At 68.3% G+C, this 20,284-nt stretch carries 24 protein-coding genes; 2 read left to right on the top strand and 22 right to left on the bottom strand.

Annotated elements, in window-relative coordinates; translation table 11 throughout:
- Positions 1-44 precede the first annotated feature (44 nt).
- On the bottom strand, positions 45-854 hold the full coding sequence (locus tag AB0D27_RS11630; RefSeq protein WP_362505666.1) for an oxygenase MpaB family protein: 810 nt from the start codon (positions 852-854) through the stop codon (positions 45-47).
- Between the two features lie 334 nt (positions 855-1,188).
- Here AB0D27_RS11630 and AB0D27_RS11625 point away from each other — a divergent pair, with 334 nt between their 5' ends.
- Complete coding sequence (locus AB0D27_RS11625; protein ID WP_362505663.1) at positions 1,189-1,419, top strand: helix-turn-helix transcriptional regulator; 231 nt, start codon at positions 1,189-1,191, stop codon at positions 1,417-1,419.
- An 84-nt stretch (positions 1,420-1,503) separates the two neighbouring features.
- On the opposite strand, the gene AB0D27_RS11620 is transcribed toward AB0D27_RS11625, so the two are convergent.
- The 9 genes from AB0D27_RS11620 to AB0D27_RS11580 all read right to left on the bottom strand — a co-directional run bounded on the left by AB0D27_RS11620 (position 1,504) and on the right by AB0D27_RS11580 (position 7,501).
- On the bottom strand, positions 1,504-1,818 hold the full coding sequence (locus tag AB0D27_RS11620) for a MazG-like family protein (RefSeq protein ID WP_362505660.1): 315 nt from the start codon (positions 1,816-1,818) through the stop codon (positions 1,504-1,506).
- Positions 1,819-1,858: 40 nt separating this feature from the next.
- A complete protein-coding gene (locus tag AB0D27_RS11615; RefSeq protein WP_362505657.1) occupies positions 1,859-2,656 on the bottom strand; it encodes an endonuclease/exonuclease/phosphatase family protein in 798 nt (265 codons plus the stop codon).
- Positions 2,538-3,275 (bottom strand): dTMP kinase, encoded by a 738-nt coding sequence (gene tmk / locus AB0D27_RS11610; protein WP_362505654.1) that lies wholly within the window; start codon positions 3,273-3,275, stop codon positions 2,538-2,540. The genes AB0D27_RS11615 and tmk overlap by 119 nt, the downstream gene beginning before the upstream one ends.
- Positions 3,272-4,378 (bottom strand): radical SAM protein, encoded by a 1,107-nt coding sequence (locus tag AB0D27_RS11605; protein ID WP_362505651.1) that lies wholly within the window; start codon positions 4,376-4,378, stop codon positions 3,272-3,274. The genes tmk and AB0D27_RS11605 overlap by 4 nt, the downstream gene beginning before the upstream one ends.
- A gap of 265 nt (positions 4,379-4,643) precedes the next feature.
- Positions 4,644-5,006, bottom strand: coding sequence for a DUF6415 family natural product biosynthesis protein (locus AB0D27_RS11600; RefSeq protein ID WP_362505649.1), 363 nt, complete (start codon positions 5,004-5,006; stop codon positions 4,644-4,646).
- A complete protein-coding gene (locus AB0D27_RS11595; RefSeq protein WP_362505646.1) occupies positions 5,003-5,197 on the bottom strand; it encodes a hypothetical protein in 195 nt (64 codons plus the stop codon). Before AB0D27_RS11595 ends, AB0D27_RS11600 begins: the two co-directional genes overlap by 4 nt.
- A gap of 82 nt (positions 5,198-5,279) precedes the next feature.
- Complete coding sequence (locus AB0D27_RS11590; protein WP_362505643.1) at positions 5,280-5,477, bottom strand: hypothetical protein; 198 nt, start codon at positions 5,475-5,477, stop codon at positions 5,280-5,282.
- Positions 5,478-5,571: 94 nt separating this feature from the next.
- Positions 5,572-6,759 carry a helix-turn-helix transcriptional regulator gene (locus AB0D27_RS11585; RefSeq protein WP_362505640.1) on the bottom strand — a complete coding sequence of 396 codons (1,188 nt, stop codon included), beginning with the start codon at positions 6,757-6,759 and terminating at the stop codon, positions 5,572-5,574.
- A gap of 100 nt (positions 6,760-6,859) precedes the next feature.
- Positions 6,860-7,501 carry an HAD family hydrolase gene (locus AB0D27_RS11580; RefSeq protein WP_362505637.1) on the bottom strand — a complete coding sequence of 214 codons (642 nt, stop codon included), beginning with the start codon at positions 7,499-7,501 and terminating at the stop codon, positions 6,860-6,862.
- Positions 7,502-7,609: 108 nt separating this feature from the next.
- Here AB0D27_RS11580 and AB0D27_RS11575 point away from each other — a divergent pair, with 108 nt between their 5' ends.
- Positions 7,610-7,831 carry a hypothetical protein gene (locus tag AB0D27_RS11575; protein WP_362505634.1) on the top strand — a complete coding sequence of 74 codons (222 nt, stop codon included), beginning with the start codon at positions 7,610-7,612 and terminating at the stop codon, positions 7,829-7,831.
- 67 nt (positions 7,832-7,898) lie between these two features.
- Here AB0D27_RS11575 and AB0D27_RS11570 read toward each other — a convergent pair whose 3' ends face one another.
- The 12 genes from AB0D27_RS11570 to AB0D27_RS11515 all read right to left on the bottom strand — a co-directional run bounded on the left by AB0D27_RS11570 (position 7,899) and on the right by AB0D27_RS11515 (position 20,252).
- Complete coding sequence (locus AB0D27_RS11570) at positions 7,899-8,576, bottom strand: collagen-like protein (RefSeq protein ID WP_362505631.1); 678 nt, start codon at positions 8,574-8,576, stop codon at positions 7,899-7,901.
- Positions 8,573-8,839 carry a hypothetical protein gene (locus AB0D27_RS11565; protein ID WP_362505629.1) on the bottom strand — a complete coding sequence of 89 codons (267 nt, stop codon included), beginning with the start codon at positions 8,837-8,839 and terminating at the stop codon, positions 8,573-8,575. The genes AB0D27_RS11570 and AB0D27_RS11565 overlap by 4 nt, the downstream gene beginning before the upstream one ends.
- A 37-nt stretch (positions 8,840-8,876) precedes the next feature.
- Positions 8,877-9,080 carry a hypothetical protein gene (locus AB0D27_RS11560; protein ID WP_362505626.1) on the bottom strand — a complete coding sequence of 68 codons (204 nt, stop codon included), beginning with the start codon at positions 9,078-9,080 and terminating at the stop codon, positions 8,877-8,879.
- Position 9,081: 1 nt separating this feature from the next.
- Entirely contained in the window at positions 9,082-10,017 is a 936-nt protein-coding gene (locus AB0D27_RS11555; protein ID WP_362505624.1) for a glycoside hydrolase family 25 protein, read from the bottom strand.
- A gap of 10 nt (positions 10,018-10,027) precedes the next feature.
- Positions 10,028-10,723, bottom strand: coding sequence for a hypothetical protein (locus tag AB0D27_RS11550; RefSeq protein WP_362505621.1), 696 nt, complete (start codon positions 10,721-10,723; stop codon positions 10,028-10,030).
- Positions 10,699-10,983, bottom strand: coding sequence for a hypothetical protein (locus AB0D27_RS11545; RefSeq protein WP_362505618.1), 285 nt, complete (start codon positions 10,981-10,983; stop codon positions 10,699-10,701). The genes AB0D27_RS11550 and AB0D27_RS11545 overlap by 25 nt, the downstream gene beginning before the upstream one ends.
- A gap of 90 nt (positions 10,984-11,073) precedes the next feature.
- Complete coding sequence (locus AB0D27_RS11540; RefSeq protein WP_362505615.1) at positions 11,074-11,313, bottom strand: hypothetical protein; 240 nt, start codon at positions 11,311-11,313, stop codon at positions 11,074-11,076.
- A 7-nt stretch (positions 11,314-11,320) separates the two neighbouring features.
- On the bottom strand, positions 11,321-12,079 hold the full coding sequence (locus AB0D27_RS11535) for a hypothetical protein (RefSeq protein ID WP_362505612.1): 759 nt from the start codon (positions 12,077-12,079) through the stop codon (positions 11,321-11,323).
- A complete protein-coding gene (locus AB0D27_RS11530) occupies positions 12,076-12,891 on the bottom strand; it encodes a hypothetical protein (protein ID WP_362505609.1) in 816 nt (271 codons plus the stop codon). The genes AB0D27_RS11535 and AB0D27_RS11530 overlap by 4 nt, the downstream gene beginning before the upstream one ends.
- A gap of 8 nt (positions 12,892-12,899) precedes the next feature.
- On the bottom strand, positions 12,900-13,976 hold the full coding sequence (locus tag AB0D27_RS11525) for a hypothetical protein (RefSeq protein WP_362505606.1): 1,077 nt from the start codon (positions 13,974-13,976) through the stop codon (positions 12,900-12,902).
- Between the two features lie 10 nt (positions 13,977-13,986).
- Entirely contained in the window at positions 13,987-15,456 is a 1,470-nt protein-coding gene (locus AB0D27_RS11520; RefSeq protein WP_362505603.1) for a hypothetical protein, read from the bottom strand.
- The gene (locus tag AB0D27_RS11515) at positions 15,453-20,252 is read right to left on the bottom strand and encodes a phage tail tape measure protein (protein WP_362505600.1); all 4,800 of its coding nucleotides are present in this window, start codon (positions 20,250-20,252) and stop codon (positions 15,453-15,455) included. The genes AB0D27_RS11520 and AB0D27_RS11515 overlap by 4 nt, the downstream gene beginning before the upstream one ends.
- Positions 20,253-20,284 lie beyond the last annotated feature (32 nt).

Genomic DNA, 20,284 nt, shown 5'->3' with positions numbered 1-20,284 from the left:
ACTGCTCAGCCCCGCGCCTCCCCCGGCCCGTCCAGTATGGCGAGCTATCTGCCGACTTTGTACGGTGCCGGGCGTGAGCCGGGGCCGAGCCGTGACATGGCGCGCAGAATGTGTTTGGGCGGGAGTTGCCAGCGCAGACGTGCGGGAACACAGCGCAGCAAGGTGCCTGTGACACGCAGGCGCCGGGTCACCGCGGCGGGCGACGGGGCCGTCCTGCCGTACAACTCGTGGGCGTACGGCGGCAGAGAGGCGTACGCCAGACGCGCCACGCGCCGCCACAGCAGTGCGCGCGCCGGGACGAGCAACGGGTGGATCGGCGGGCGGGACAGGAAGTCGTCCACGTCCCTCGCTTCGGGCCCCGCCGCGAGGTCGGGCAGCACCTTCTCGAAATACGCGGCGAGTTGGGCCTGGTCAGCGGGTACGGCATCGGGGCCGAGGCCCACCAGCCGGGCGCTGACCCGGTGTTCGCCGATGTATCGGTCCGCCTGCGCGTCCGTGAGGCGGAACCCCGAGCGCCGCAGGACGTGCAGATAGGAGTCGATCTCCGCGCAGTGCACCCACAGCAGCAGCTCGGGCTCGTCGACGCCGTAGCGCTCGGCGGTGTCCGGGTCCTTCACCGTGAGCATGCTGTGAATCTTTCGCACCCGCGCCCCCGCCCTCTCGGCGGCATCAGCGGTCCCGTACGTCGTCGTCCCGACGAAGTTCGCGGTGCGCATCAGCCGGCCCCAGGCGTCGCGGCGGAAGTCCGAGTTCTGCATGACGCCGCGCACCGCGCGCGGGTGCAGGGCCTGCAAGTAGAGCGCGCGGATCCCGGCCACCCACATCATGGGGTCGCCGTGCATCTGCCAGGACATGCACGACTAAGGGACCCGAATTTTTCTACGGCGCATGCAGTAGCCCCGCCGGGTCGGAGGCTTCCGGACCTCCCACCCGGCGGGGCCGGTGGCACGTGCATCAGTTTCCAGCGAGAGCGACCTGTTGGGAAGAGTGCGGGCGGCATATGCGTGTCGCGTAGTTCACACCCCGCACGAACGGGCCTCAACACGCACCCCGGCCCGCCGGAGTTCTTCCGGAATCTCCGACGGGCCGGGAGTTCTCGCAACCCGTGAAAGGTCCCGATCGTTCATGATCATAAAAAGCGACACGGCTGACGCTGACATGTGATCACGGGGTGTCCAAGTTTGTCGAGTGCCTCGCGACCTTGCCCCATGGATCATCGACAGACGTCGCGAGCTGGGCGACCGCATCCGCCATCTCCGGCTGGAAGCCGACTACACCCAGGAACGATTGAGCGAAATCACCGGCATCGACCGCCGCACCCTTCAGCGCATCGAGGCCGGCCAGAGCGACCCCCGCTTCAGCGACCTTCTGCGAATCGCCGCCGCCCTCGACAAGCGCGTCTGCGTCCTCGTGGACTGAGGAGGCCCCGTCCATCCGCCACGGGGGCGACGGAGGGATGGGGCCAACCCTGGGGCGAGGCACGGTCGAGCGCCCAGGGCGTCTTCAGTTGAGTGAGCGGTCAGCGATGTGCCGGAGCCGTTCGTCGAAGAGCTTCGGCGCGTCAGGCGTGAGCGAGGCCAGCGCGATGAGAGAGGTAATCGCGACGTCGCAGAGCTCCTTATGGACGTCCTCCCACGTATGACTTGCACCCTTCCGCGGGTTCGCCTTCATCGCTCCGTGCAGCGCCTCGACGACCTCACCGAACTCCTCGCCGATCTTGAGTACGCGCATGGACTTCGCGAGGTCGCCGGTCACCGGGCTCTCGGCGTCCAGCCAGCCGCGAAGCCGGTCGATGAGGTCCCATGTGCTTGCATCCATCAGGCTCTCCAAAAGGGGGTCGTACGTACGGGGATTGGTTTCAGAAGAGGGCACTGGCCGCGGCGAGGTCAGTGGGATCGGACACCGTCAGCAGCGTCGTGGGGATCACGTCGAGTTGCACCGCCAGGGCAGAGTGATCCGTGAGCCGATCCGTACGGGTCCGCGGCTCGTGCAGGTAGAGGCACCCGCGGATCGCGTCGGCCAAGCCTGCGGAGACGTGGGCGTGGTCGTACCGGTAGCCGTCGCCCGTGCGGCCGACCCAGGAGTATTCGGCGGCCGTCGGGAACAGGTGCCGGAACGCGTCGCTGTAGCCAGCCTCTTCGAGCCCCTCGTAGAACGCGTACTCGAAGGGCTTGAAGAACGGATACTGCGGCTGGTGCTTCGGCTCCAGGATGTTGAAGTCCCCGATGATGAGCCGGGCCCCGGGCGTGCCGAGCTTGAGCGCGCGGCCCGCCTCCTGGAGGAACCGGCGCTTACGCTCGGTCTTCGCCTCTGTGGCGTTCCGGGACGGGACGTAGAGGCCGATGATGTCGAGCGGCCCTGTCTCCGTCTCGACGGTCACAGAGACGTAGCGGTGCGGAAGGTAGCCGAAGCGCGTCAACGGCTCTTCGATGGGCAGACGGCTCACGATCATCACACCGCGCTCGCCGCGCTCCGGCCGGGGGAAGACGACTCGGAACCCTGCCGCCTCGAACCGGGCGACGAGGAACTCACAGCCATCACTCGGGGCCGTTTCCGTGAGCACCATGACATGCTCCGGCCGGGCCGCCAGCCAGGAGAGCTGTCTCTCCGCCCGCTGGCGGGAGGGGTTGTTGAGGTTGAACGTCAGCACGTCCATCGAGGCGGCCCCTGGTCTGCATTGCGATGATCTCGCCCACGATGGTGCGCGCGAGGCTGTCGGGATCGGTGGCGGTCGTGTCCAGGACGAGGACGCGCGCGCCGCAATCAGTGAGGAACGTAGCGGCTTCGGCGTAAAGACCGAACTCGATCACGCTGCTGCCGGGGAGCTGCTCGTAGCGGCTGTGCGCGCCGCGCCGGGCGAGCCGGTCTGCGATGACGTCCGGGTGCGCGGTGAGGAACACGGAGAGGTCCGGCAGGTCGGCGTGGCGGTTGAGCTCCCACACGACGTCACGGTCAACGCCGTCGATGACCTGAAGCACCAGTGACGAGGCGATGTACCGGTCGCATACGACGATGCTGCCGCCCTCCAGTGCCGGCCTTATCTCCTCCGTCAGATGCTGGTAGCGGTCTGCCGCGATGAGACAGGCCATCGTCATGCCTCGGTACCGGTCGGTGCCGTGCCGGGCGAGGCCTCCGAGCGGTGTGTCGGTGGGCTCGCGTGTCGCGTACACCGCGTGCCCCGCGTCGCGGAGCTGGTCGGCGACGGCTGCCTTCGCGGTCGACTTGCCGACGCCGCCCGGCCCGTCCAGGGTGACGAACACTCCCCGGCCGGTCACGAGACACCGACCACCGGCAGCATGCGGGACTGCTGCGGCACGACCGGGCACTGCTCGGTGTCGACGGCTCCGATCCGGTGGCCGGCCGCGACGACGGCGGCCGGACATCCCTTGCCGCAGGAGGAGGACATCGAGCAGCCTCCGCACGTCGGGTTGGCGCCGACGTCCCACTGCTCGTGGAAGTTGTACGCGTCGAGGCGGGCCGCGATGTCGTCGTCCTGCCACATGTTGCCGATGAGGAAGTCGGTGTCAGGGTGCTTGGACACCTTCGTACGGGCGGCGAACACGAGGTAGGGGCAGACGGCGACCTCGCCCTTCGTGAAGACGTAGATGATGGTCCCGGCCTCGCACCCGGCGAGCGGCTTGTCATCGTTGGGGAACCGGATGTGGACCATGTCCAGGCCCTCGTCGACGAAGGGGAGCGTGAGGTCCCGGATGTGCCGCATGTGGTCGTCCGGTCGCCGGAGCTTGCCCTGGCTGTTGGCGCCGCGTCCCATCGGGCCGAGCGGGTTCATGAGGACGTACGTCGCGCCCTGCTCCTTGGCGAACGCGCACAGCTCGGCGTACTCCTCATCCTCGGCGAGGTTGTTCGGGGTGCAGAGGAGGCCTTGGAGGATGCCCGCCGCACCGAACCGCTTCACGGTCTCGACGGTCTCCTCGAAGCCCTCCGGGCGGCCCCGGAACTTCCCGTGTGAGTCGGCGGAGAACCCGTCGAGGGACACGTTCATGTGCGCGTCCAGCTCAGCGAGTTCGGTGATCTGCTTGTCGCTCACCATCGTTGCGTTCGTGCAGACGCCGACGCCCATCCCGGCCGTGCGGAAATCCCTCACGATTTGGATGAGGTCCGGGTGCATGAACGGCTCGCCGCCGGTGAGCGTGACGCGGGTGACGTGGGCCTCGGCGAGCTGGGGGATGAGACGGTCCCGGACGTTCTCCAGGGGCATGTACTCTCCGCGCTTCGTCGCCGAGACGAAGCAGTGCGCGCACTTCTCATTGCAGGGTTCGCAGATCTGGATCAGCGCCTTGCGGTACGGGTGGTCCACCGTGGTACGGAAGTAGCAGGAAGCGGCCTGTCCCTGGGTGATGATCGGTCGTGCGGTCATACGGACCTCCGCGGATCGTGGGCCCGCCCCGGGCTCGACCTGTCCAGGGTGGGGACCCGGGGCGGGAGTCTTGGGACCCGTCCCGCCGGAGTCCTTCCGGGACCTCCGACGAGACGGGCATCTGTGGGTGCGGCCCTGACCCGGATCGGCCGCCATAGGGGTGCGTCAGTTCGGGGTCCGCGCCAGCACCAGGGCGAGGACCGGGGCGGACACGGCCGCCACGTACGCGACGAGTGCGAGGATCCCCTTCACGACTTCCTGCCGGTCACGTGTGGCCGTCCAGGTTTTCGTAGTGGTCGCACAGGGCGTTCAGAGCGCGAGACAGGCGCTTGGCGTGAGCGATTCCCGCCGGAAGCCCGTGGCCTGCTTCGAGACCGAGCCGCATACGGGCCTCACCGATGCACGCGAGTGCGCAGTAGCGGGGGATGTCGTCCTTGGGCTGCCGCGCCGCTGCCTGCTCGACTCCGGGGATGAGCAGCATCATGTGCCCGCGCAGTCGGAGCGTCAGTGTCTCCAGCTCGTCGAAGGAGGGCAGTTCGGCGTCCTCGGCGAGCAGGCGGCGCGCGGCGGCACGCATCGTCTCGACGTCGAGCGGGGGCGCCTCCGTGTTGGGGCGGGTGGCGTTCACCGTGCAGCGCCCACCTTCAGATGCCGCGGGCACTGGCACGGCGGGAAGGCCTCGCCCTGCGGGAGCGGTTGCTGCCCGTAGGGGATGCTCACGGTGCCGCGCTCGTCGGTGACCTCACCGTCGCCGTTCACCGAGTAGACGCGGATGGTCATCTTGGCCCCGGATTTTGTGGGCGCTGTAGCGTTCGTCATGTCGTCGCTCCCTCGAAGCGTCGGCCGTGCCCCGGGGCCGTTCGCGCGGTCGCCGGGGTCTGCGGACCTCTCCCTGTGCCGTTCACGCGGCGGCCGCCTTGCTCCGGCATCCGCACGTGACGATCTGCCACACGCGGGTGCTGCCACGGACCACGACGTGACCAGCCGCGCGTAGGGTCTTGTTGACGGCCCCGCAGTCGAAGCAGGCCTCGCCGTGCAGTCGGACGATGCTCACGCTGCCGTTGATGACCGTCGGCGCGAGTGGGAGTGCGTCTGGCATCCCCGATCCCATCTGCTGGTTCCTACGCGTGGGACAGATGGTGGGGGCAGCAGAAGGACGCAAGTACCCCAGCGAGGGGTAGTTGGGGTACGGGTCAGATGGCCGCGCACCACTCGGCGAAGTTGGTGAGCGTCTCGGAGTCGGCTCGCTTCAGCCGGCGCAGTGTCGCAGCGTCTTCGCGGACCCAAGGGTGTTCGCGTGTGTGCTGCGGGGCGATCCGGCGGGCGACCTTCAGCGACTCGAAGGCGTCATCAGCAACTCCCGCCCATAGCTGGGCACGGGCGAGTTCGATGTAGAAGCCGCTGCGCCGCTCGGCTGGGAGACTTGTGGGCGGCTTCCATTCGCGGGCAACGTCGAGCGCCTGGCCGACGTGGTCCCCGCCGAGGCTGACAGCAACAGACACCTCGTGGGTCTTTACGGAATCGGGTCCGAAGGCCGTGCCGTAATAGACGTCTTCAGGTACCCGGTCGGCAAGGGCGCGGGACTCGCGCAGGTGTAGGCCTGCGGCCGACGCGTCTTGGGCACGGCCGGCGATGACGGCGGCGCGCATGTGGAGGGCTCCGCGCGCTGCGGTCTCCGTTGGGGTGGTGGGTTCCGGCGCTGCGTCGAGCGCGAGTTCCAGGGCGCGAAGCCCGGCAGCGTGTGCCCGCGCGGCGAAGTAGGTCTCAGTTCGGACGTAAGCGACGGAAGCAGCGAGGAGGGGGTCTTCAGCCTCTGGGCTCGCCCACCGCATGATGTCGACCATGCGTGCGGACAGGTCGCGGGCGCCGAACTTGTAGGCGACAGCGTCGGCCGAGCGGTAGGCGCTGACCATGAGGCCAGCAACGTCGGCCCGCTCGTGTCCCGGCGCCGCGTGGTAGGCGCGGGCGAGCTCACTGAGCAGTGCGGGAAGCCTGCGGGCGATGCGGGTGTATTGAGCGCCGAGTCGCCACGTGGCGGCCTCGTCTACCGCGAGCCGCAGTTCAGCCATGGGGCGGACTCGCCCGTCTTCGGGGAGATCGTAGGTGGCGATAGCAGCTGAGAGAGCCGGTAAAGCGTCGCGGACCTGTGTGTGGGCAGCGCCACGGTCACTGCGCAGGCGGGCCGGGTCGATGCCGAGAGCTTCGGCGATGGCCTCCAGCGTGGCGCTGGTGACGCCTCGTTCTCCCTGCTCGATCTTGCGGATCGTCCCGAGGGCGACTCGGGCGGCATCCGCGAGTTCCTGTTGCGTCATCTTCGGACGGACGACGCTCCGGTAGTAGGCGATACGTCGGCCTACACCGCTGTCGGTGTGTGCGGGCATACTGTCTCCAGTTCGGGCATCCACTCCGAACGGTACTCGCGCGGAGACGCCGCGTGTACGCGAACGGCCCCACCAGCTCGGTGGGGCCGCTTCGTTGAGGTCAGCCCGCAGCAATCTCGATCAGCTGCGTCAGGCTGTCGATGCGCCAGTCCGCTTCCTTGACGACCGACGGATGGTCGGCCCACAGATGGCCCCACGGCCCGCGCCGCAGATGTGCGGCACGCAGGCCGGCCGCGCGGGCAGGGCGGACGTCGTTGGCCGGGTGATCCCCGACGTAGAGCGTCGTATCGGCCGCGACCTGCGCCATTTCCATGACGCGCTGGAAGAACTCCGGTGCGGGCTTTGCGGCGCCCAGTTCCTCGGACGTGACGATGAGGTCGGCCGGCAGGTCGAGCGCGCGCAGTAGCTGGCCTGCTCGGGCCGTCTGGTTGCCTGCGATGACGACGTGGACCCCGTTCTGGCGTAGCGCGGTCATTGCGGGGCGCACGTCGTCGTAGAGGTCTGTCTCGTCGAGGTGTTCGCCGCGTCCGGCTGCTTCGCGGGCCGCGTATTCGGCGGCGATGTCGATGCCCGGCCGGATGAGCCGCAGTGCTTCGGCGTTGTCGTGGCCTTGAGCGACGACAGCCCCGACGAGGGCTGAGAGCGTGTGCCGCGGAACGCCAAGCCAGTCGGCCCAAGAAGCCCAATACCGGTCGTCTCGGGTGATCGTCTCGCCGACGTCGAACAGGATGGTGTCAATCACGCCTGGGAGCCTACGGCCCCTTCGGATAGCGGTGCCTGCCCCAGTTCGCGACTGATCGACGGAGTAGCCGGGCATGCGCGCGCCGCGGCCTCACGCGACGCTGGGTTCATGTCCTCGACGAAGCGCGTCACCGTATACCCGCTCGCACAGAGCGGAGGCAGGCGCGTACGTATCGACGGCACGGTCCTCGGCACCGCGTACAGCCTGCGGGATCTCACCGCTTTCTTGCAGGAGGCCGGGTTGCAGGGCTGGGATGACTTGGACGTCGTGGGCTCGGACTTGATCGAGTGGCGTGGCGGCGGACCGGACGTCTGGACAGCCGACGAGTGACCTCCGCTGTCCGGGCATGCGAAAAGGCCCCCACCGCACGAGGGCGGCGGGGGCTTGTCGAGGCGCGTCAGATGTACTGGCGGCGCTGGGGATCCAGGGCCAGGGCCTGAGGTGACGGTGAGTCGCTGTTGCCGGGCTGCGGGGCTCCGTCCTTCCGACAGACCAGGGCGGCCGGATCGTAGTCGGGGGCCTGGAGCGAGTAGCCGTCGGGGCAGGTCTGTCCGTCGCGGCCGTTCGTTCCGTCTTGCCCGTCCTTGCCATCCTGGCCTGCGGGACCCGGCGGACCGGCGGGCCCCGGCTCGCCCGGCGCGCCCGAAGGCCCCGCCGGACCCGACGGTCCAACTGCCCCCGGCATGCCGCTCGCGCCGGTCGTGCCGTTGGCTCCTGGCTTCCCGGGAGAACCGGACGGCCCCGCCGAACCCGAAGGACCGGGCGGGCCGGGCGGACCGGGGATCGGCACGGGAACCTTGCTGCGAGCGGGAAGGTCCTCAACTGCCTTCGTGGGATCCGGCGCGACCGGGGTCCCGCCCTTGGCCTTGACTTGCTCGCGCAGAGCCCGCACATCCCCTGCCAACGTGGAAACGGCGCTGCCCCTAAGGTCGGCCTCGTGCGCAAGCTGGTCGGTGAGCTGCGCCCGGTCGACGAGCAGCCACGACACCGCGGCCGCGCCGCCCAGGAACAGCAGGGCGGCCAGCATCCACAGCAGATGCCGTGCCCGGTACAGGGCAGTCTGGGTCCGCGTCACGGCGTACCCCCCAGCTGCTGCACCTGGAGCCGCAGGCGCGCGATCTCCAGGTCTTTCGCGGCGAGCTCGGTACGCAGGGCCTTGACCTCGTCGCGGAGCTCCTGCCGCTCCTCCTGGAGCTGGTCCGTCAGGTTACTGAAACCCGTCACCGCGTTGCCCTCCCGGGCTGCCCGGTTCGCGCCACGGGTCCCGTACAAGGCGCCGAGCGCGGCTACGGGCCCGCCGATCAGTGCTGCGATCGCCGTCACCATGGCCGCGTCCACGCCACCACCTTCCCGCCAGCGCACACATGAGGCAGCGTCACGCCTCCGGAGTGACGACGTTCAGAGGCTTCCGCGGCTTGTTCGGGACCGCCCACGTGAAGCCGAGCGCGCCGAGCACGGCCAGGGCGATGGTGACGCCCTCGGCCATCGTCACGGTGCCGTCTTGCACAGCCGTCGCAGTGGACCCGGCTCCGGCCACGACGGCGGCCGCGACCGCCTTCCAGTAACGGGCGACCTTCATCTCAGCTCTCCTTCGGCTCGGTGACCGTGACCTCGACCTTGAGGCCCTCGAGCTTGCCGACCAGGGCGGCTTCGAGCGCGGCCGGGTCGAGCGCGGCGAGCGCGGTCTGGAGGGCCTTCACGCGGGCGAGGGTCTCGCGGATGCCCTCGGTCTGGGTCTGCTGCGTATACCCGGGAGTCCAGGTGCCGTTCTTGACGGTCTTGCCGTCCGGGCCGTAGTAGTCCGAGTTGCTGTACGGCGGCCGCGCGGCCGGGACGACGTCCGCCGTCCAGATCCGCTTCAGGTCGCTTCCCTCGAGCACGCCGTCGCCCGCGATGAGCTTCGCCACCACGGCGTCGGCGACCTTCTGAACGTCGTCGTCAGTCAGTGCCACGTCTGCCTCCTGATGTCTGGCCGCCCAGGCGGCCATCTCCGCGCGGCTCGCGAACGCCGCGACGCTGGTGTCCACGGGGCTGTCCGTGTATTGGTGAAGCAGCCACGAGGCCTTGATGCTGGGCTGCCCGGGCTTGCCGTTGTACTGGGCAACCCACAGGCCGTCCCCCGCGTACCCGGTCGTATCTCGGCCCGTCCAGTAGGACTGCGAGCAGTACAGGAGGACCTTGCGGCCACCCGCCTTGCCGCGCAGGTACTTGATCGCTGCGTCCTTCTCGGCGCAGGAGACGCCGGCCTCTTCCCAGTCGACGGCGAGGATCTCACCCGGGCGCGGTGCTGCGTGGGTGAGGAAGTAGTCCATCTGCGCGGTCGTGGACGCCGTGGCCGTGAGGTAGTGGTAGTGGCCAGTCACGCGGCCGTTGTCACGGGCCCGCTTGACCTGGTCGGCGTGCTTCGGGTTGACGTAGTTCGTCGACTGGGTCGCCTTCACGAACACGAAGTCGTGGCCGGTCAGGTCGTATGTCGCGCTCTGGTAGTTCGAGACGTCGATGCCCTTGATCGTCATGGCCGTCCTTTCAGCCTGCGGTCAGTACGCCGCCGCGCAGGAAGCCGTGGTAGTCCGCGGCCTGGATGCTTCCGGCACCAGCGGCGCAGGTGTCGCCGTTCTTGTCGACGGTGATCCGGCACTCGCGCGGGTCGCCGTGGCGCACCCAGCACTGATGCGGCTCGCCCGGTCGCGTGCAGTTGGAAGCGTGAGAGTCGACGTGCCAGTCCCGGCCGTTGGGCAGCCGCACCATCAGGTGGATGCCGTCCGGGCCTGCCCAGGTGGGGGGCATCCACCATGCGTCCCACATCGCGCCGGGCGGCGCGGCGGCCAGTCCGCCGACGTCGCTGGCCTGCCGTTCCCGGAGGGTGCATCTGTCATCGGTGTCGGAGCGCTGGTAGATCAGCTCCTGCCATTCCTGCCAGTGATCGTCATCGACGAAGGCGTACCCGCAGGCGCAGTGCGTGGGCCACTGCGGGTCGTCGCGTCGGGCGAGCGGCCGTACAGCCAGCACCCGGTATCCGTCGCGATAGTCGAAGACGGCGTCGTCCTCGCCGGTGAAGACGAGCGCCGAGTGGTAGCCGGCCGCGCAGGTGAACTCCGCCCGGCCGCCACCGACGTTGCGGTCGGCGTAGCGGCGCAGGCCGGTCGCGATGCGGTCGGTCGGCTCCAGCCAGAAAGTGCGCGCCTCGGCGTAGGCCATCAGACACGCTCCGGCCATGCCCACGTGCCGGGCTCCTCGCCCTGCACTCGGGAATGGGCGAAGAAGTCGTACGGGCCGTCGAGGATGACCCGCAGGTTCACATCCGGATGGTCAGGATGCACCGTGACCGAGGTGACGATAGCCGCGTACGTCTGCCCTGCTCGCGGCTCGTTGAACTGCTTCAGCAGCTCGGGTGGGTTGTGGCTCAGCTGCTGCTGGCACCGGGTCACGTCCTCTTCGGACAGGCGGTAGTGCACCACCCGTCCAATGGTGGGCTGTGGCATGGCGTTCCTCCCTTGAGGGGTCAGGCATGAAGCCCCCTGTCTGGGCATGAAAAAGGCCCCAGAACTGGGGCGTTGGGGATGCGTGGGAGGTCAGGACGGGGTCATGTTCCGGGTGGTGTACGCGGTGTACCCCTTGGTGCCATTGACGCCGTAGTAGCGGGTCGACAGCAGGTCGACGAGGCCCTGCAGGAGCGCGTCACCTTCAGACTCGGTGGAGGGGCCCTCCACGGTGATGGACACCTGGAAGGACGTGATCGAGGTGGCGTTCAGGCGACCGTTGACGAACCACGTGGTGTCACTCGTCGACGTCTCGGGCGGGTCGAGGGGCATGCTGCTCCTAAGCGGTGTAGGTGGTGACGATGACGATCCCGGCCGCACCTGTGCTGCCTGCGACGGCAGGTTGGGTGGCGCCGTTGGCGGGGCCGGACGCTCCACCGCCGTAGGGGTAGCCGTTGAAGCCCGTTGTTGTGGTGGCCGCGACACCGCTGGCGCGGCGAGCGCCGCCCATGTATGCGTAGCCGCCGTTGTTGTACTTCACGGGAACCTGACCGATGACCTGCCCGTTTCCCCCGTCGCCGCCGGCGACTCGGAAGTCTCCGCCGGTGCCGCCGGTACCGCCGTTGGGTGCACCGATCGAGGTGGCGGCCGAGGCGGTGCCGCCAGCAGAGCCGGTGCCGCCAATACAGGTGACGAGGGCACCGAACGACGATCCGCCGCCGTCACCGCCCGCGTTGGCACCCGACGCACCGGGGGAACCGCCGGCACCTACGGTGACGGCGACACTGGCGCCCGTGGTCGCGGGCGTGAGCCAGCCTTCGGCGTATTCACCGCCGGACGCACCTGGAGCGCAGGATGCTTGGCCGGCGCCGGTCGAGGCGACTCCCCCGGAGCCGCCGCCTGCGGCCTGTACCTGGACGAAGATCCTGATCGCGTTTGCTGGCCGCGTCCAGGTGCCGTTGGAGGTGAAGATCTGCCGGTCGACGTTACCGAAGATGATGCCGTCGGCGGTCGTCGCGAGGTTCTGCATGTGCTCCCACAGCCGGGTGTGGTCCGTGCTCTGGGGATAGGTGATGCCCTTGGAGGTGTTCGCTGTCATGACGAGGTACGCCTCCAGGAGATGGTGAGGGTCATCGCGGCGGACCAGGAGCCGCGGCCCGCGAGTTGGATATACGGGTCGTCGCTGCCGATGCTGATGGCGATGCCTCCGCGGGTGCCGTCGATCAGTGCCTGGCCCCAGGAGGTGGGCAGGGTGAAAGTACTGTTGGAGCCGATCGTGAGGCCCGGTCCGGATGTGGTCTCGTTGAGGGTGGGTGCCCCGCCCGGTCGGCTGGTCTGGGAGACGAGCCGCAGGGTTGCCGACCGGGCCGAGAAGTCGCCCGCCGACAGTCGCTTGATTTTCACCGTGGCCTTGGTGCAGGTCGCGCCGTTCAGGGTGTGCGGCTTGGAGCCGTAGAACGCGCAGCCGGTGTTCCGGCCGTAGGACGATCCGCCGTACCGGCCCTGGAACAGATCGAAGCTGTTCGTCGGGTCGCCGTCGGAGCGCCAACTGCCGTCGCGGTAGCAGGCGGTGGCCGTCGGCACGCAGGTCAGTGTGCCGGTCGTCGTCACGGGCTTCGGCGCCGGAGGTGGGTCGCCGGTGTCCGGCGGCGTGCTGTCGGCCGGGGGCGGTGTCGCCGGTGTCGACGTCGGGGCGGCAGGAATGACGCTGATGGCGTAGTAGAGGCTGCCGAGCCTGGCCATCAGCAGAATGCTTCCCGCTGTCACGGTGAGTCCGGTCGCCACGCGGGCGGTGACGGTGATGCCGCCTACCTTGACCAGGCAGGCCCCGGAAGCGACCGCGGTCTGTGCGATGCCGCGCACAACTCCCTTGCCGGCGAGGGAGACGCGGGTGTCGGCGAAGTCGGGCACAGCACCCCCTACAGGACTCGGACGGTCAGGCTCTGCTCGCCTGGCGAGTAGGGCAGCGAGAGGGATTCGATGGCGCAACGGGCGTTCGTGAGGCCGGCGCCGGTCACGGACACGATGTCGCCAGTCATGAGACCGGGGTGCGGGACCATCGTGACGGCCAGCTTCCGGAAGGCCTGCCGCCGCAACAGTTTCATCTGGGCGGCGGCTGCGGTCCGGCACTGGGCGACGGTGGTGAGCAGGCTCGACTGGTACGGGAAGGGCACCGGAAGCGGGTTGAAGTTCCCGCCGTACTGGTAGGGGCTGGCGCCGTCGCCGTCGTAGGAGACGCCCTGGATCTGATTGCCGGATGCGTCTTCGCCCTGAGCGACGACGCAGTTGAAGGCGCCGTCGCGGGTGGTGGATCCCTGCCAGCGGACGACGGTGCCGGTGTCGCGGTCGTCGCTGATGGCCAGGACTGGGGCTCCGGCGTCGCTGACGGGCTCGATGAGGAGGTAGCCGTCCTCGGTGACTCGTTCGGCGGCTCCCCAGGCGGTGAGGACTTCGGTGACGGCGGCGAGCCGGTCGGAGTCCCATTGCATGCCGAGCGGGACCGCCCGGTCGACGAGGGTGCCGTCAAAGCTGACGGTGAGGGCGGGCTCGACGAGCGCGCGGACTACGGTGCCGAGGGTGTCTGTCGATGACGGCTGGAAAGGGGCGATCATGTTGGCCTCAGCGATGAGGGTGAGCAGGCCCTGGCAGCTGACGGACACAGTGTCGCCGTCGGTTGAGCTTTCGGTGATGAGGAACCAGCCGCGGTTGATCCATTCCATCTGGCCGCCGATGTCGACGCCGTAGTCGATGCGGAGCATCTGTCCGTAAGCGGCGAGCGGGTGGGCTGGGTCGGTGCCCGGGTCCCAGTCGTAGCCGCCTTCGCGGCGGGGCACGGTGAGGGTGATCTGTTCGGGGACGCTGAGGGAGCGGTCGCGGTTCTCGCTGCCGTCGGCGATGGGGATGTTGTCGGCGAGGAGCAGGCCGCCGAGCCAGGACTCGGCGCGGATGTCCATGGTGTAGCCGCCCTGCACGACAGCGAGCGCGGTTGTCGACATATCGAGCATGTCAAGGTCCGAAGTCGTACTGGGCGATGGCCAGCAGGTTGGTGGGAAAGAACGCGGCGATGTCGCTGAGGATGCTGAAGTTGTTACTGATGTCCTGGAGGGTGAATCCCGCGGCTTCCATGACGTCGGGCCAGTCGTCGCTCTTGACGACGTTCAGGGCGAACCACCGGAACTCGTCGTACCAGTTCGGGGATTCGGTGTCGTCGAGCAGCGAGTAGGTGCCGTCGAGGCGTGACAGTGAGGTCTGCTTGCGGATGAGGATCGTGCCCTCGGTCGCCTGGTCGAGCAGCTCGTTCATTGCGTCGCCGTCGTCGTCGGTCTCGGTGCGGACGGTGAGCGGGCCGGACCTGGATGAGCGCGGTTTGCCGACGACGACGATCCGCCCGTTGATGTTGAACTGGCTGGCGTCGCGATCCCGCTTCCACTCCAGCGGGCTTTCGATCTTCACGGCTGCACCGACCCCGCGGATCGCGTCGGAGACGACATCGCTGCTCACGGTCGACGTGATGGGACCCGAGTAGACCGTCCACTGGGCGCCGTTGACGTCGGTGAGGACGGCCGCGTAGTTGATGCTGATCCCGAACGGCTGCTCGGCATCCACCCTGAGGAAGCTCGCCTGCCCGGTCACGTCGATACTGCTGGCGGCCCGCACTGCTTGAAGGCTGCTCTCAGCCTGCCGGAGCAGGCTGATCGTGACGATGTCGTCCCCGGTCAGGCCCGTCGCGCTCACCAGGTTGCGCGGAGGGAAGACGGACTGCGGGACGGCGTTGACGTCGGAACTGGCCTCGCGGATGCGCAGCAGGCCGGCGACGCCAGTGTTCGCGGCGGACAGCGTCGATGTCACCGTGGGCGCCTGCGTGCCGGTTCCTGCGGTGACGGACGTGTCCGCGTTGGTGAGCCGGGCGCCGTTCCCGGACGTGATCGCGTCGCCAAAGTGGGAGGTCGCCGTGTTGAAGGTGATGCCGGACGCGGTAGCGGCGCGTGCGGTCGTCGATACGGTCTGGCCGGGCCACGCGTAGCCGAGCAGACAGAAGTCGCCCGTCTTGAAGGTGAGGGCTGTCGCGCAGGCCGCCGAGAAGGCGGTGTGCGAGACGGTGTCCTGCCCGAACGTCAGGGCCCACCGCCAGCCGGTGCCCGCCGTCCGGGCCAGCGTGACCACCCGCGCGCCGATCATCGAGCCGGACGAGCCCGATGGGATCGCCGTGCTGGGTGCAGTGTCGCCGCCGGCCAACACCCGCATGAAAAACGTGAGGCGCCGCGGACCCGCGTTGAGGCCGAATGTACCGCCGCCTCCAGAGAAGCTGCCCGCGAGGGTCCAGCCGGACGGCGTGCTGGGCACGTTGTCGAGGCTGTGCCCGGACACGACCTGGAGCACTGCGAGCTGCCCGGCCGCGGCCCCGGCGGGCAGTGCGGGTGTCACTGTGTCGGTGTGCTGAGCCAGGGTCCCCGAGGCCACGTAGGAGATCGTCATCCGCTCCTCCGCCCGACGTTCGCCCGGTAGGCCTGCTGCGTCGCCGACGCCTTGATCTTCGGTTTGACCTGGACGTCGATGAGTTCCCGCAGCCGGTCATCGTTGAAGTGCACGTGCACCTCGGTGCCCTCACGGCTCTCCAGGGCGCTGGCAAGCCGCTCCCACAGCGCGTCCTCGCGGCTGCTCCCCTGGCCGGCTGCTGTCGGAACGTAGCGGCGACGTACAGAGACTCCGGTCGCGGTGTCCGCCAGGCGCTGCGCTGCACCCCCCACGAGATGCCCGTGCATGTCCATGCCGTGGACCATGCCGAGGACGACGTTCTTGCCGATCTCGTCGCGGAACACCACGGACGGGCTCTTAATCTTCAGGGCCTTCTTGATCTGCTTGACGAGGTCGGTGGCAAGTTTGGCCATCTGCTTGCCGAGGTCTTTCTCCTGCGCCTTCAGGCCCGCGAGGAACCCTTTCCCGGCGTCCTTGCCCGAGTCGTACATCATGTCGGCCATGTCCCGGCCGAACGATGTGGCCAGCTTGCCGCCGGACTTGACCAGAGTGTTGAGCTTGCCGATGTCCCCGGTGGTGACGTTCTTCTGCCCGAGGATCGTCGCGAGCTGGCTGCCCGGGCCTGCATCCGACAGCTGCTGCAGCAGCTCCTTCGACGCTCCGCGTGCCTTCAGGGAGCGGGTCAGGGCCACAAAACTCGACGCGGTTTTCTGCTGCCCGCCCATCTGCGAAAGCAGGCCGCCGATGTCGGTGGCCGACGTCCCGCTGATGCTGAGGAAGTCGCGGATGTTGGAGGCCTGGTCGCTGGCGTACTGGTTCGCCGCGGCGATGGTCTTCTGGACGCCGGCCCGCTTGTCGGCGAGCTTCTCCAGCTGGCCGCCCTTCTTCATGACGGATTTGGCGGTCTTGTTGTAGCCCGCGTTGAGCAGCTTCGTCGACAGGCTCTTGATCGCCGAGGCGATCGCCGACGACGTACCCGTCGACAGCGTCTTCACGAGCCCCGTGGCGATGGTGTTGGCGATCGACGTCTTCGCGGAGCGCTGGGCGTTCTTGAGCGCGATGTTCGCGGCCTGGAGCTCTTTCTCCGCCGCCTTCAGCCGCTTCTCCGCCGCGGCGACACCCTTGTGCCGGCGCTTGGCGTTCGCCAGAGCGTCCTTGGCGTCCTCGACCTTCTGCTTGTCGCGATGGACCCGGTCCGCTGCGTTGTTGATGGTGCCGGAGGCGTAGCCGGGCAGCCTGATGCCGTTGGCCTTGGCGAACGCCATCGAGTCAGGGTGGCTGAGGACGTCCTCGCCGCCCTTGAAGTTCACCAGCTCGGCGCCCTTCTCGCCCACCCAGGCGAGGCCCTTGGCAGCGCCGCCGGTGCCCTTGGCGTATCCGCCCGGCCGGGTCATGACGTTGATCCAGTTCTTGCCATACGCGTGCATCGCGTAGTTGACGCCCGCGTACACGTTGGCGAGCGGGTCGGTGATGCCCCGTGCCCGGAACGGGCCCGCGTAGGCGCTGAACGTCGACGGGATCGTCTGCATGAGCCCCTGGCTGGGATGTCCCGCCTTCGCGTTGGAGTCCCACAGGTTGATGGCCTTCGGGTTGCCGCCGGACTCCATGTTGATGCGGGTCAGGACGGCGCCCAGGGCGGACCCGGGCGCGCCAAGCATGCCCAGCACCGTGTTGACGGTGCTGGTCCAGCGGTCCACGCCCTTCCCGCTACCGCCTCCCCCGCCGCTGAACAGGTCGCCGAACCAGCTGCCGAGCCCGCTCAGGGCCTTCATCGCCTTGCCCGGCAGTTTGCTGATGCTGACTAGGCCCTTTTTGACCAGGTGGCCGAGGGCGGACGGCATGTCGCCGAACACCTTCTTCGCGATCGCCGAGCCGCTGGTCGTCGCCATGCCCTTGATGAGGCCGGACACGAGGTGGCCGCCGATGCCCATGAAGACCTTGGACGGCGACTTGATGCCGAAGAACTTCTTCACCGAGTTGACGACCGGATCGACGACATTCTTCTTGATCCAGTGACCGATGCCCTTGATGGCGCCCCAGATGCCGTCCTTCAGGCCGGACAGGAGGTGGCCGCCCGCCGACTTCAGCCAGGTTCCAGCAGTCTTGAAGGCGCCCGTAACGGGCTTGATCGCATTCTTGTTGATCCAGCCGCCGATGCCCCTCGCGGCGGAGATGGAGCCGCTCTTGAAGCCCGAGACCAGGCCCTTTCCACTACTCCACAGCCACGAGCCAGCGCCCTTGAAAGCGCTGGTGACGGGTGAGATGACGGTGCGGCTCGTAAAGCTGACGATGCCCTTCGCACCGGCCGCCGTGCCGCTCTTCAGGCCGCCCACCAGCGATTTGCCTCTGCTGTACAGCCACGATCCGGACGACTTGAACACACCCGTGACGGGGTCGATGACGTTTTTCTTCGCCCAGCCGCCGATCGACTTGGCGACCGAGATGCTTCCCCGCTTGAAGCCAGAGACCAGGCTCTTGCCCCCGCGCCACAGCCACGAGCCAGCGCCCTTGAAGGCGTCGACGACTGGCTTTCCCACCCACCGCCAGGCGAAGGATCCGATGCCCTTCCCGGCACTGCTGATGCCGCGGCCGAGGCCCTTGACGATGTCGGCACCCTTGCCCAGCAGCCAGCCGCCCGCCCGCGCAAAGGGGCGCAGGATCGTCTTGGCGAGGCCGAGGACCTTCTCCGTGACGAAACTGGCGCCGCTCTCGATGCCGGAGCCGACAGCCTTCGGGATCAGCCCAGCGGCTGTCTTGAGGCGTCGCGCCGGCCCGAGGATGAGCCGCTCCAGAAGGTCCTTTGCGATGCTTCCGGCGGCGGGGAAGACCTTCTTGAAGCCCGACGCGATGCCGCGGCCGAGCGGCCCGAACACCTTCCCGAGCCCCTTCTCGATCCAGCCGCCGAGCTTGCCGACGCCCTTCAGGAGCGGTTCGAAAACCTTCAGGAACGGGATGTGCTCGAAGACCTTGCCGAGCACGCCGGCGATCCGTCCGATCGGGATGACCGACAGCACCGCGATGATCGTGTCGAGCCAGTGCTTCTTCCAGAAGTCCAGGCTGAACAGCGGGGCGAACAAGTTGGTGATGAAGCCGATAGCCAGGGGCAGCGCGGCGCCACCGAAGCCCTTGCCGATCTCAACGAAGTCCAGGCCGGCGAAGATCTTCGCGATTTTCTTGGTGAAATCAGCGGTGTGCTTCCCGACCCAGCCGATGGCGTCCCCGAGGCCCTTGCCGAGGATCGAGCCGAGCTTGCCCCAGTTGATGTCCTTGAAGCTGCCGCTGATGGCCTTCCGGATCGTTGCGCCGATCTTCTCGGCGGCACTCTTGGGGGGCTTCGCCTTCGGCGATACGAGCGAGGCCACCAGGCCCGACCCGCCGTGCGGCATCGGCGGCAGCGCAGGCCCCTGCACACCGGTGGTCGGCGCGACCTGACCCACACCGAAGTGCGGCATCGGCGGCAGCGCAGGCCCCTTGGAGGCCGCGGACGCCTTGCTGCTGCCCAGGTGCGGTGACGTATCGAACAGGCCGCCCAGCAGATCCGATGCGGCCTTCTTCGTCCCGGAGAAGCCCTTGAGGAAGTCCCCGACCATGCCCTTGACGCGCGTGAAGCCCTGCGCGATCGCCCCCACAGGGACGATGCCAGCCATGGCCTTCCCGAACCGTGCCGCTGCGGGCATCGCGTCGGTGGCGAGAAAGTGGATGAAGTCAGTGACCGGCGGCAGCACCTTCGTGCCGACCCGGATGCCCATGACCTCCAAGTTGGAGACGAGCAGGTGCCATTGCGCCTCGGCCGTTTTCCGCTGCATCTTGACGGCGTCATCGAACTTGCCGGTGCTGCGGTTGATCTGCTCCTGCTTCTTCTCGAGCACGTCGAGGTTGTTGAGCATGAGCAGGATGCCGCTCGACGACCGGCCGCCGCCGAACGCCCGGGAGAGCAGCTGCGACTGCTTCGACGCGGACAGGCCGCTCTTGTCGAGGTGATCCTTCAGGAGACCGATCGCGCCGATCAGACCCTTCGGGCCTCGCATCGCATCGGCGAGGTTGAGGCCTGTCAGCCCGATCCTGCCCAGCTGCTTCTCGGCCGCCTTCGACGGTGCGCCGAGCAGGCTGAAGGACATCCGCAGCCGGGTGGCCGCGGACGCACTGTCGATGCCCTCGTCCGTCATCAGCGCGAGGGCGGCGCCGACCTGCTTCATGCTCAGACCGAAGGTCTTCGCGCTGGGCAGGATGCCGGTACCGATCGCAGCGTTGAACTGGTCCATCGACATGTTGCCCGCGCCGATGATGGCGTTCACCGTCGAGACGGCCTCATGGAAGCTGGTGGCGCCCTTGATGCCAGTCCGCCAGGCGCCCGCCAGCGCGTTGGTGGTCTCCTCCAGGTTGGCGTGACCAACGGCCGCCAGGTCGGAGCTCTCCTTGAGCGCCTTCATCGCCTGGACGTTGTCCATGCCGACGCTCTTGAGGTGATACAGCGACTCGGCGAGGTGCTGCGGGCCCTGCTGGGTCGTCGTTCCCAGCTTCAACACCTGGTCCGAGAGGACCTTCACGTCCTTCGCGGTGCCGCCGGCCTGAGTCGAGATGCGCGTCATCTCGCTCTGGAATTTCGCCGCAGACTTGGCCCCTTCGGCGAGACCCGCGGCGAGACCCAGGGCGACGGCTTCGCCCGCTATCTTCGCGGTGCGGCCGAGCTTGGCCAGCGTGGAGTCGGTGCCCCGCGCCGACCGGCCGATCTTGTCGAACGTCCGGGACGCGCTGTCGTGGGCGATCAGCCGGTAGATGATGCCCGTCGATGCCATGACGCCTCCCCTCAGCGGGTGGGTGGGTCACG

It is taken from the genome of Streptomyces sp. NPDC048415, from assembly GCF_040651675.1.
Taxonomy (GTDB): Bacteria; Actinomycetota; Actinomycetes; order Streptomycetales; family Streptomycetaceae; genus Streptomyces.
This window is presented reverse-complemented; position numbering and strand designations above follow the sequence as displayed.

What these genes read in the sequence shown, in the direction of transcription:
- AB0D27_RS11630 (WP_362505666.1), bottom strand. Translation starts at nt 854, where the DNA reads ATGTCCTGGCAGATGCACGGCGACCCCATGATGTGGGTGGCCGGGATC.
- AB0D27_RS11620 (WP_362505660.1), bottom strand. Translation starts at nt 1,818, where the DNA reads ATGGATGCAAGCACATGGGACCTCATCGACCGGCTTCGCGGCTGGCTG.
- AB0D27_RS11615 (WP_362505657.1), bottom strand. Translation starts at nt 2,656, where the DNA reads ATGGACGTGCTGACGTTCAACCTCAACAACCCCTCCCGCCAGCGGGCG.
- AB0D27_RS11605 (WP_362505651.1), bottom strand. Translation starts at nt 4,378, where the DNA reads ATGACCGCACGACCGATCATCACCCAGGGACAGGCCGCTTCCTGCTAC.
- AB0D27_RS11595 (WP_362505646.1), bottom strand. Translation starts at nt 5,197, where the DNA reads ATGACGAACGCTACAGCGCCCACAAAATCCGGGGCCAAGATGACCATC.
- AB0D27_RS11590 (WP_362505643.1), bottom strand. Translation starts at nt 5,477, where the DNA reads ATGCCAGACGCACTCCCACTCGCGCCGACGGTCATCAACGGCAGCGTG.
- AB0D27_RS11585 (WP_362505640.1), bottom strand. Translation starts at nt 6,759, where the DNA reads ATGCCCGCACACACCGACAGCGGTGTAGGCCGACGTATCGCCTACTAC.
- AB0D27_RS11575 (WP_362505634.1), top strand. Translation starts at nt 7,610, where the DNA reads ATGTCCTCGACGAAGCGCGTCACCGTATACCCGCTCGCACAGAGCGGA.
- AB0D27_RS11560 (WP_362505626.1), bottom strand. Translation starts at nt 9,080, where the DNA reads ATGAAGGTCGCCCGTTACTGGAAGGCGGTCGCGGCCGCCGTCGTGGCC.
- AB0D27_RS11555 (WP_362505624.1), bottom strand. Translation starts at nt 10,017, where the DNA reads ATGACGATCAAGGGCATCGACGTCTCGAACTACCAGAGCGCGACATAC.
- AB0D27_RS11545 (WP_362505618.1), bottom strand. Translation starts at nt 10,983, where the DNA reads ATGCCACAGCCCACCATTGGACGGGTGGTGCACTACCGCCTGTCCGAA.
- AB0D27_RS11540 (WP_362505615.1), bottom strand. Translation starts at nt 11,313, where the DNA reads ATGCCCCTCGACCCGCCCGAGACGTCGACGAGTGACACCACGTGGTTC.
- AB0D27_RS11535 (WP_362505612.1), bottom strand. Translation starts at nt 12,079, where the DNA reads ATGACAGCGAACACCTCCAAGGGCATCACCTATCCCCAGAGCACGGAC.
- AB0D27_RS11525 (WP_362505606.1), bottom strand. Translation starts at nt 13,976, where the DNA reads ATGTCGACAACCGCGCTCGCTGTCGTGCAGGGCGGCTACACCATGGAC.
- AB0D27_RS11520 (WP_362505603.1), bottom strand. Translation starts at nt 15,456, where the DNA reads ATGACGATCTCCTACGTGGCCTCGGGGACCCTGGCTCAGCACACCGAC.
- AB0D27_RS11515 (WP_362505600.1), bottom strand. Translation starts at nt 20,252, where the DNA reads ATGGCATCGACGGGCATCATCTACCGGCTGATCGCCCACGACAGCGCG.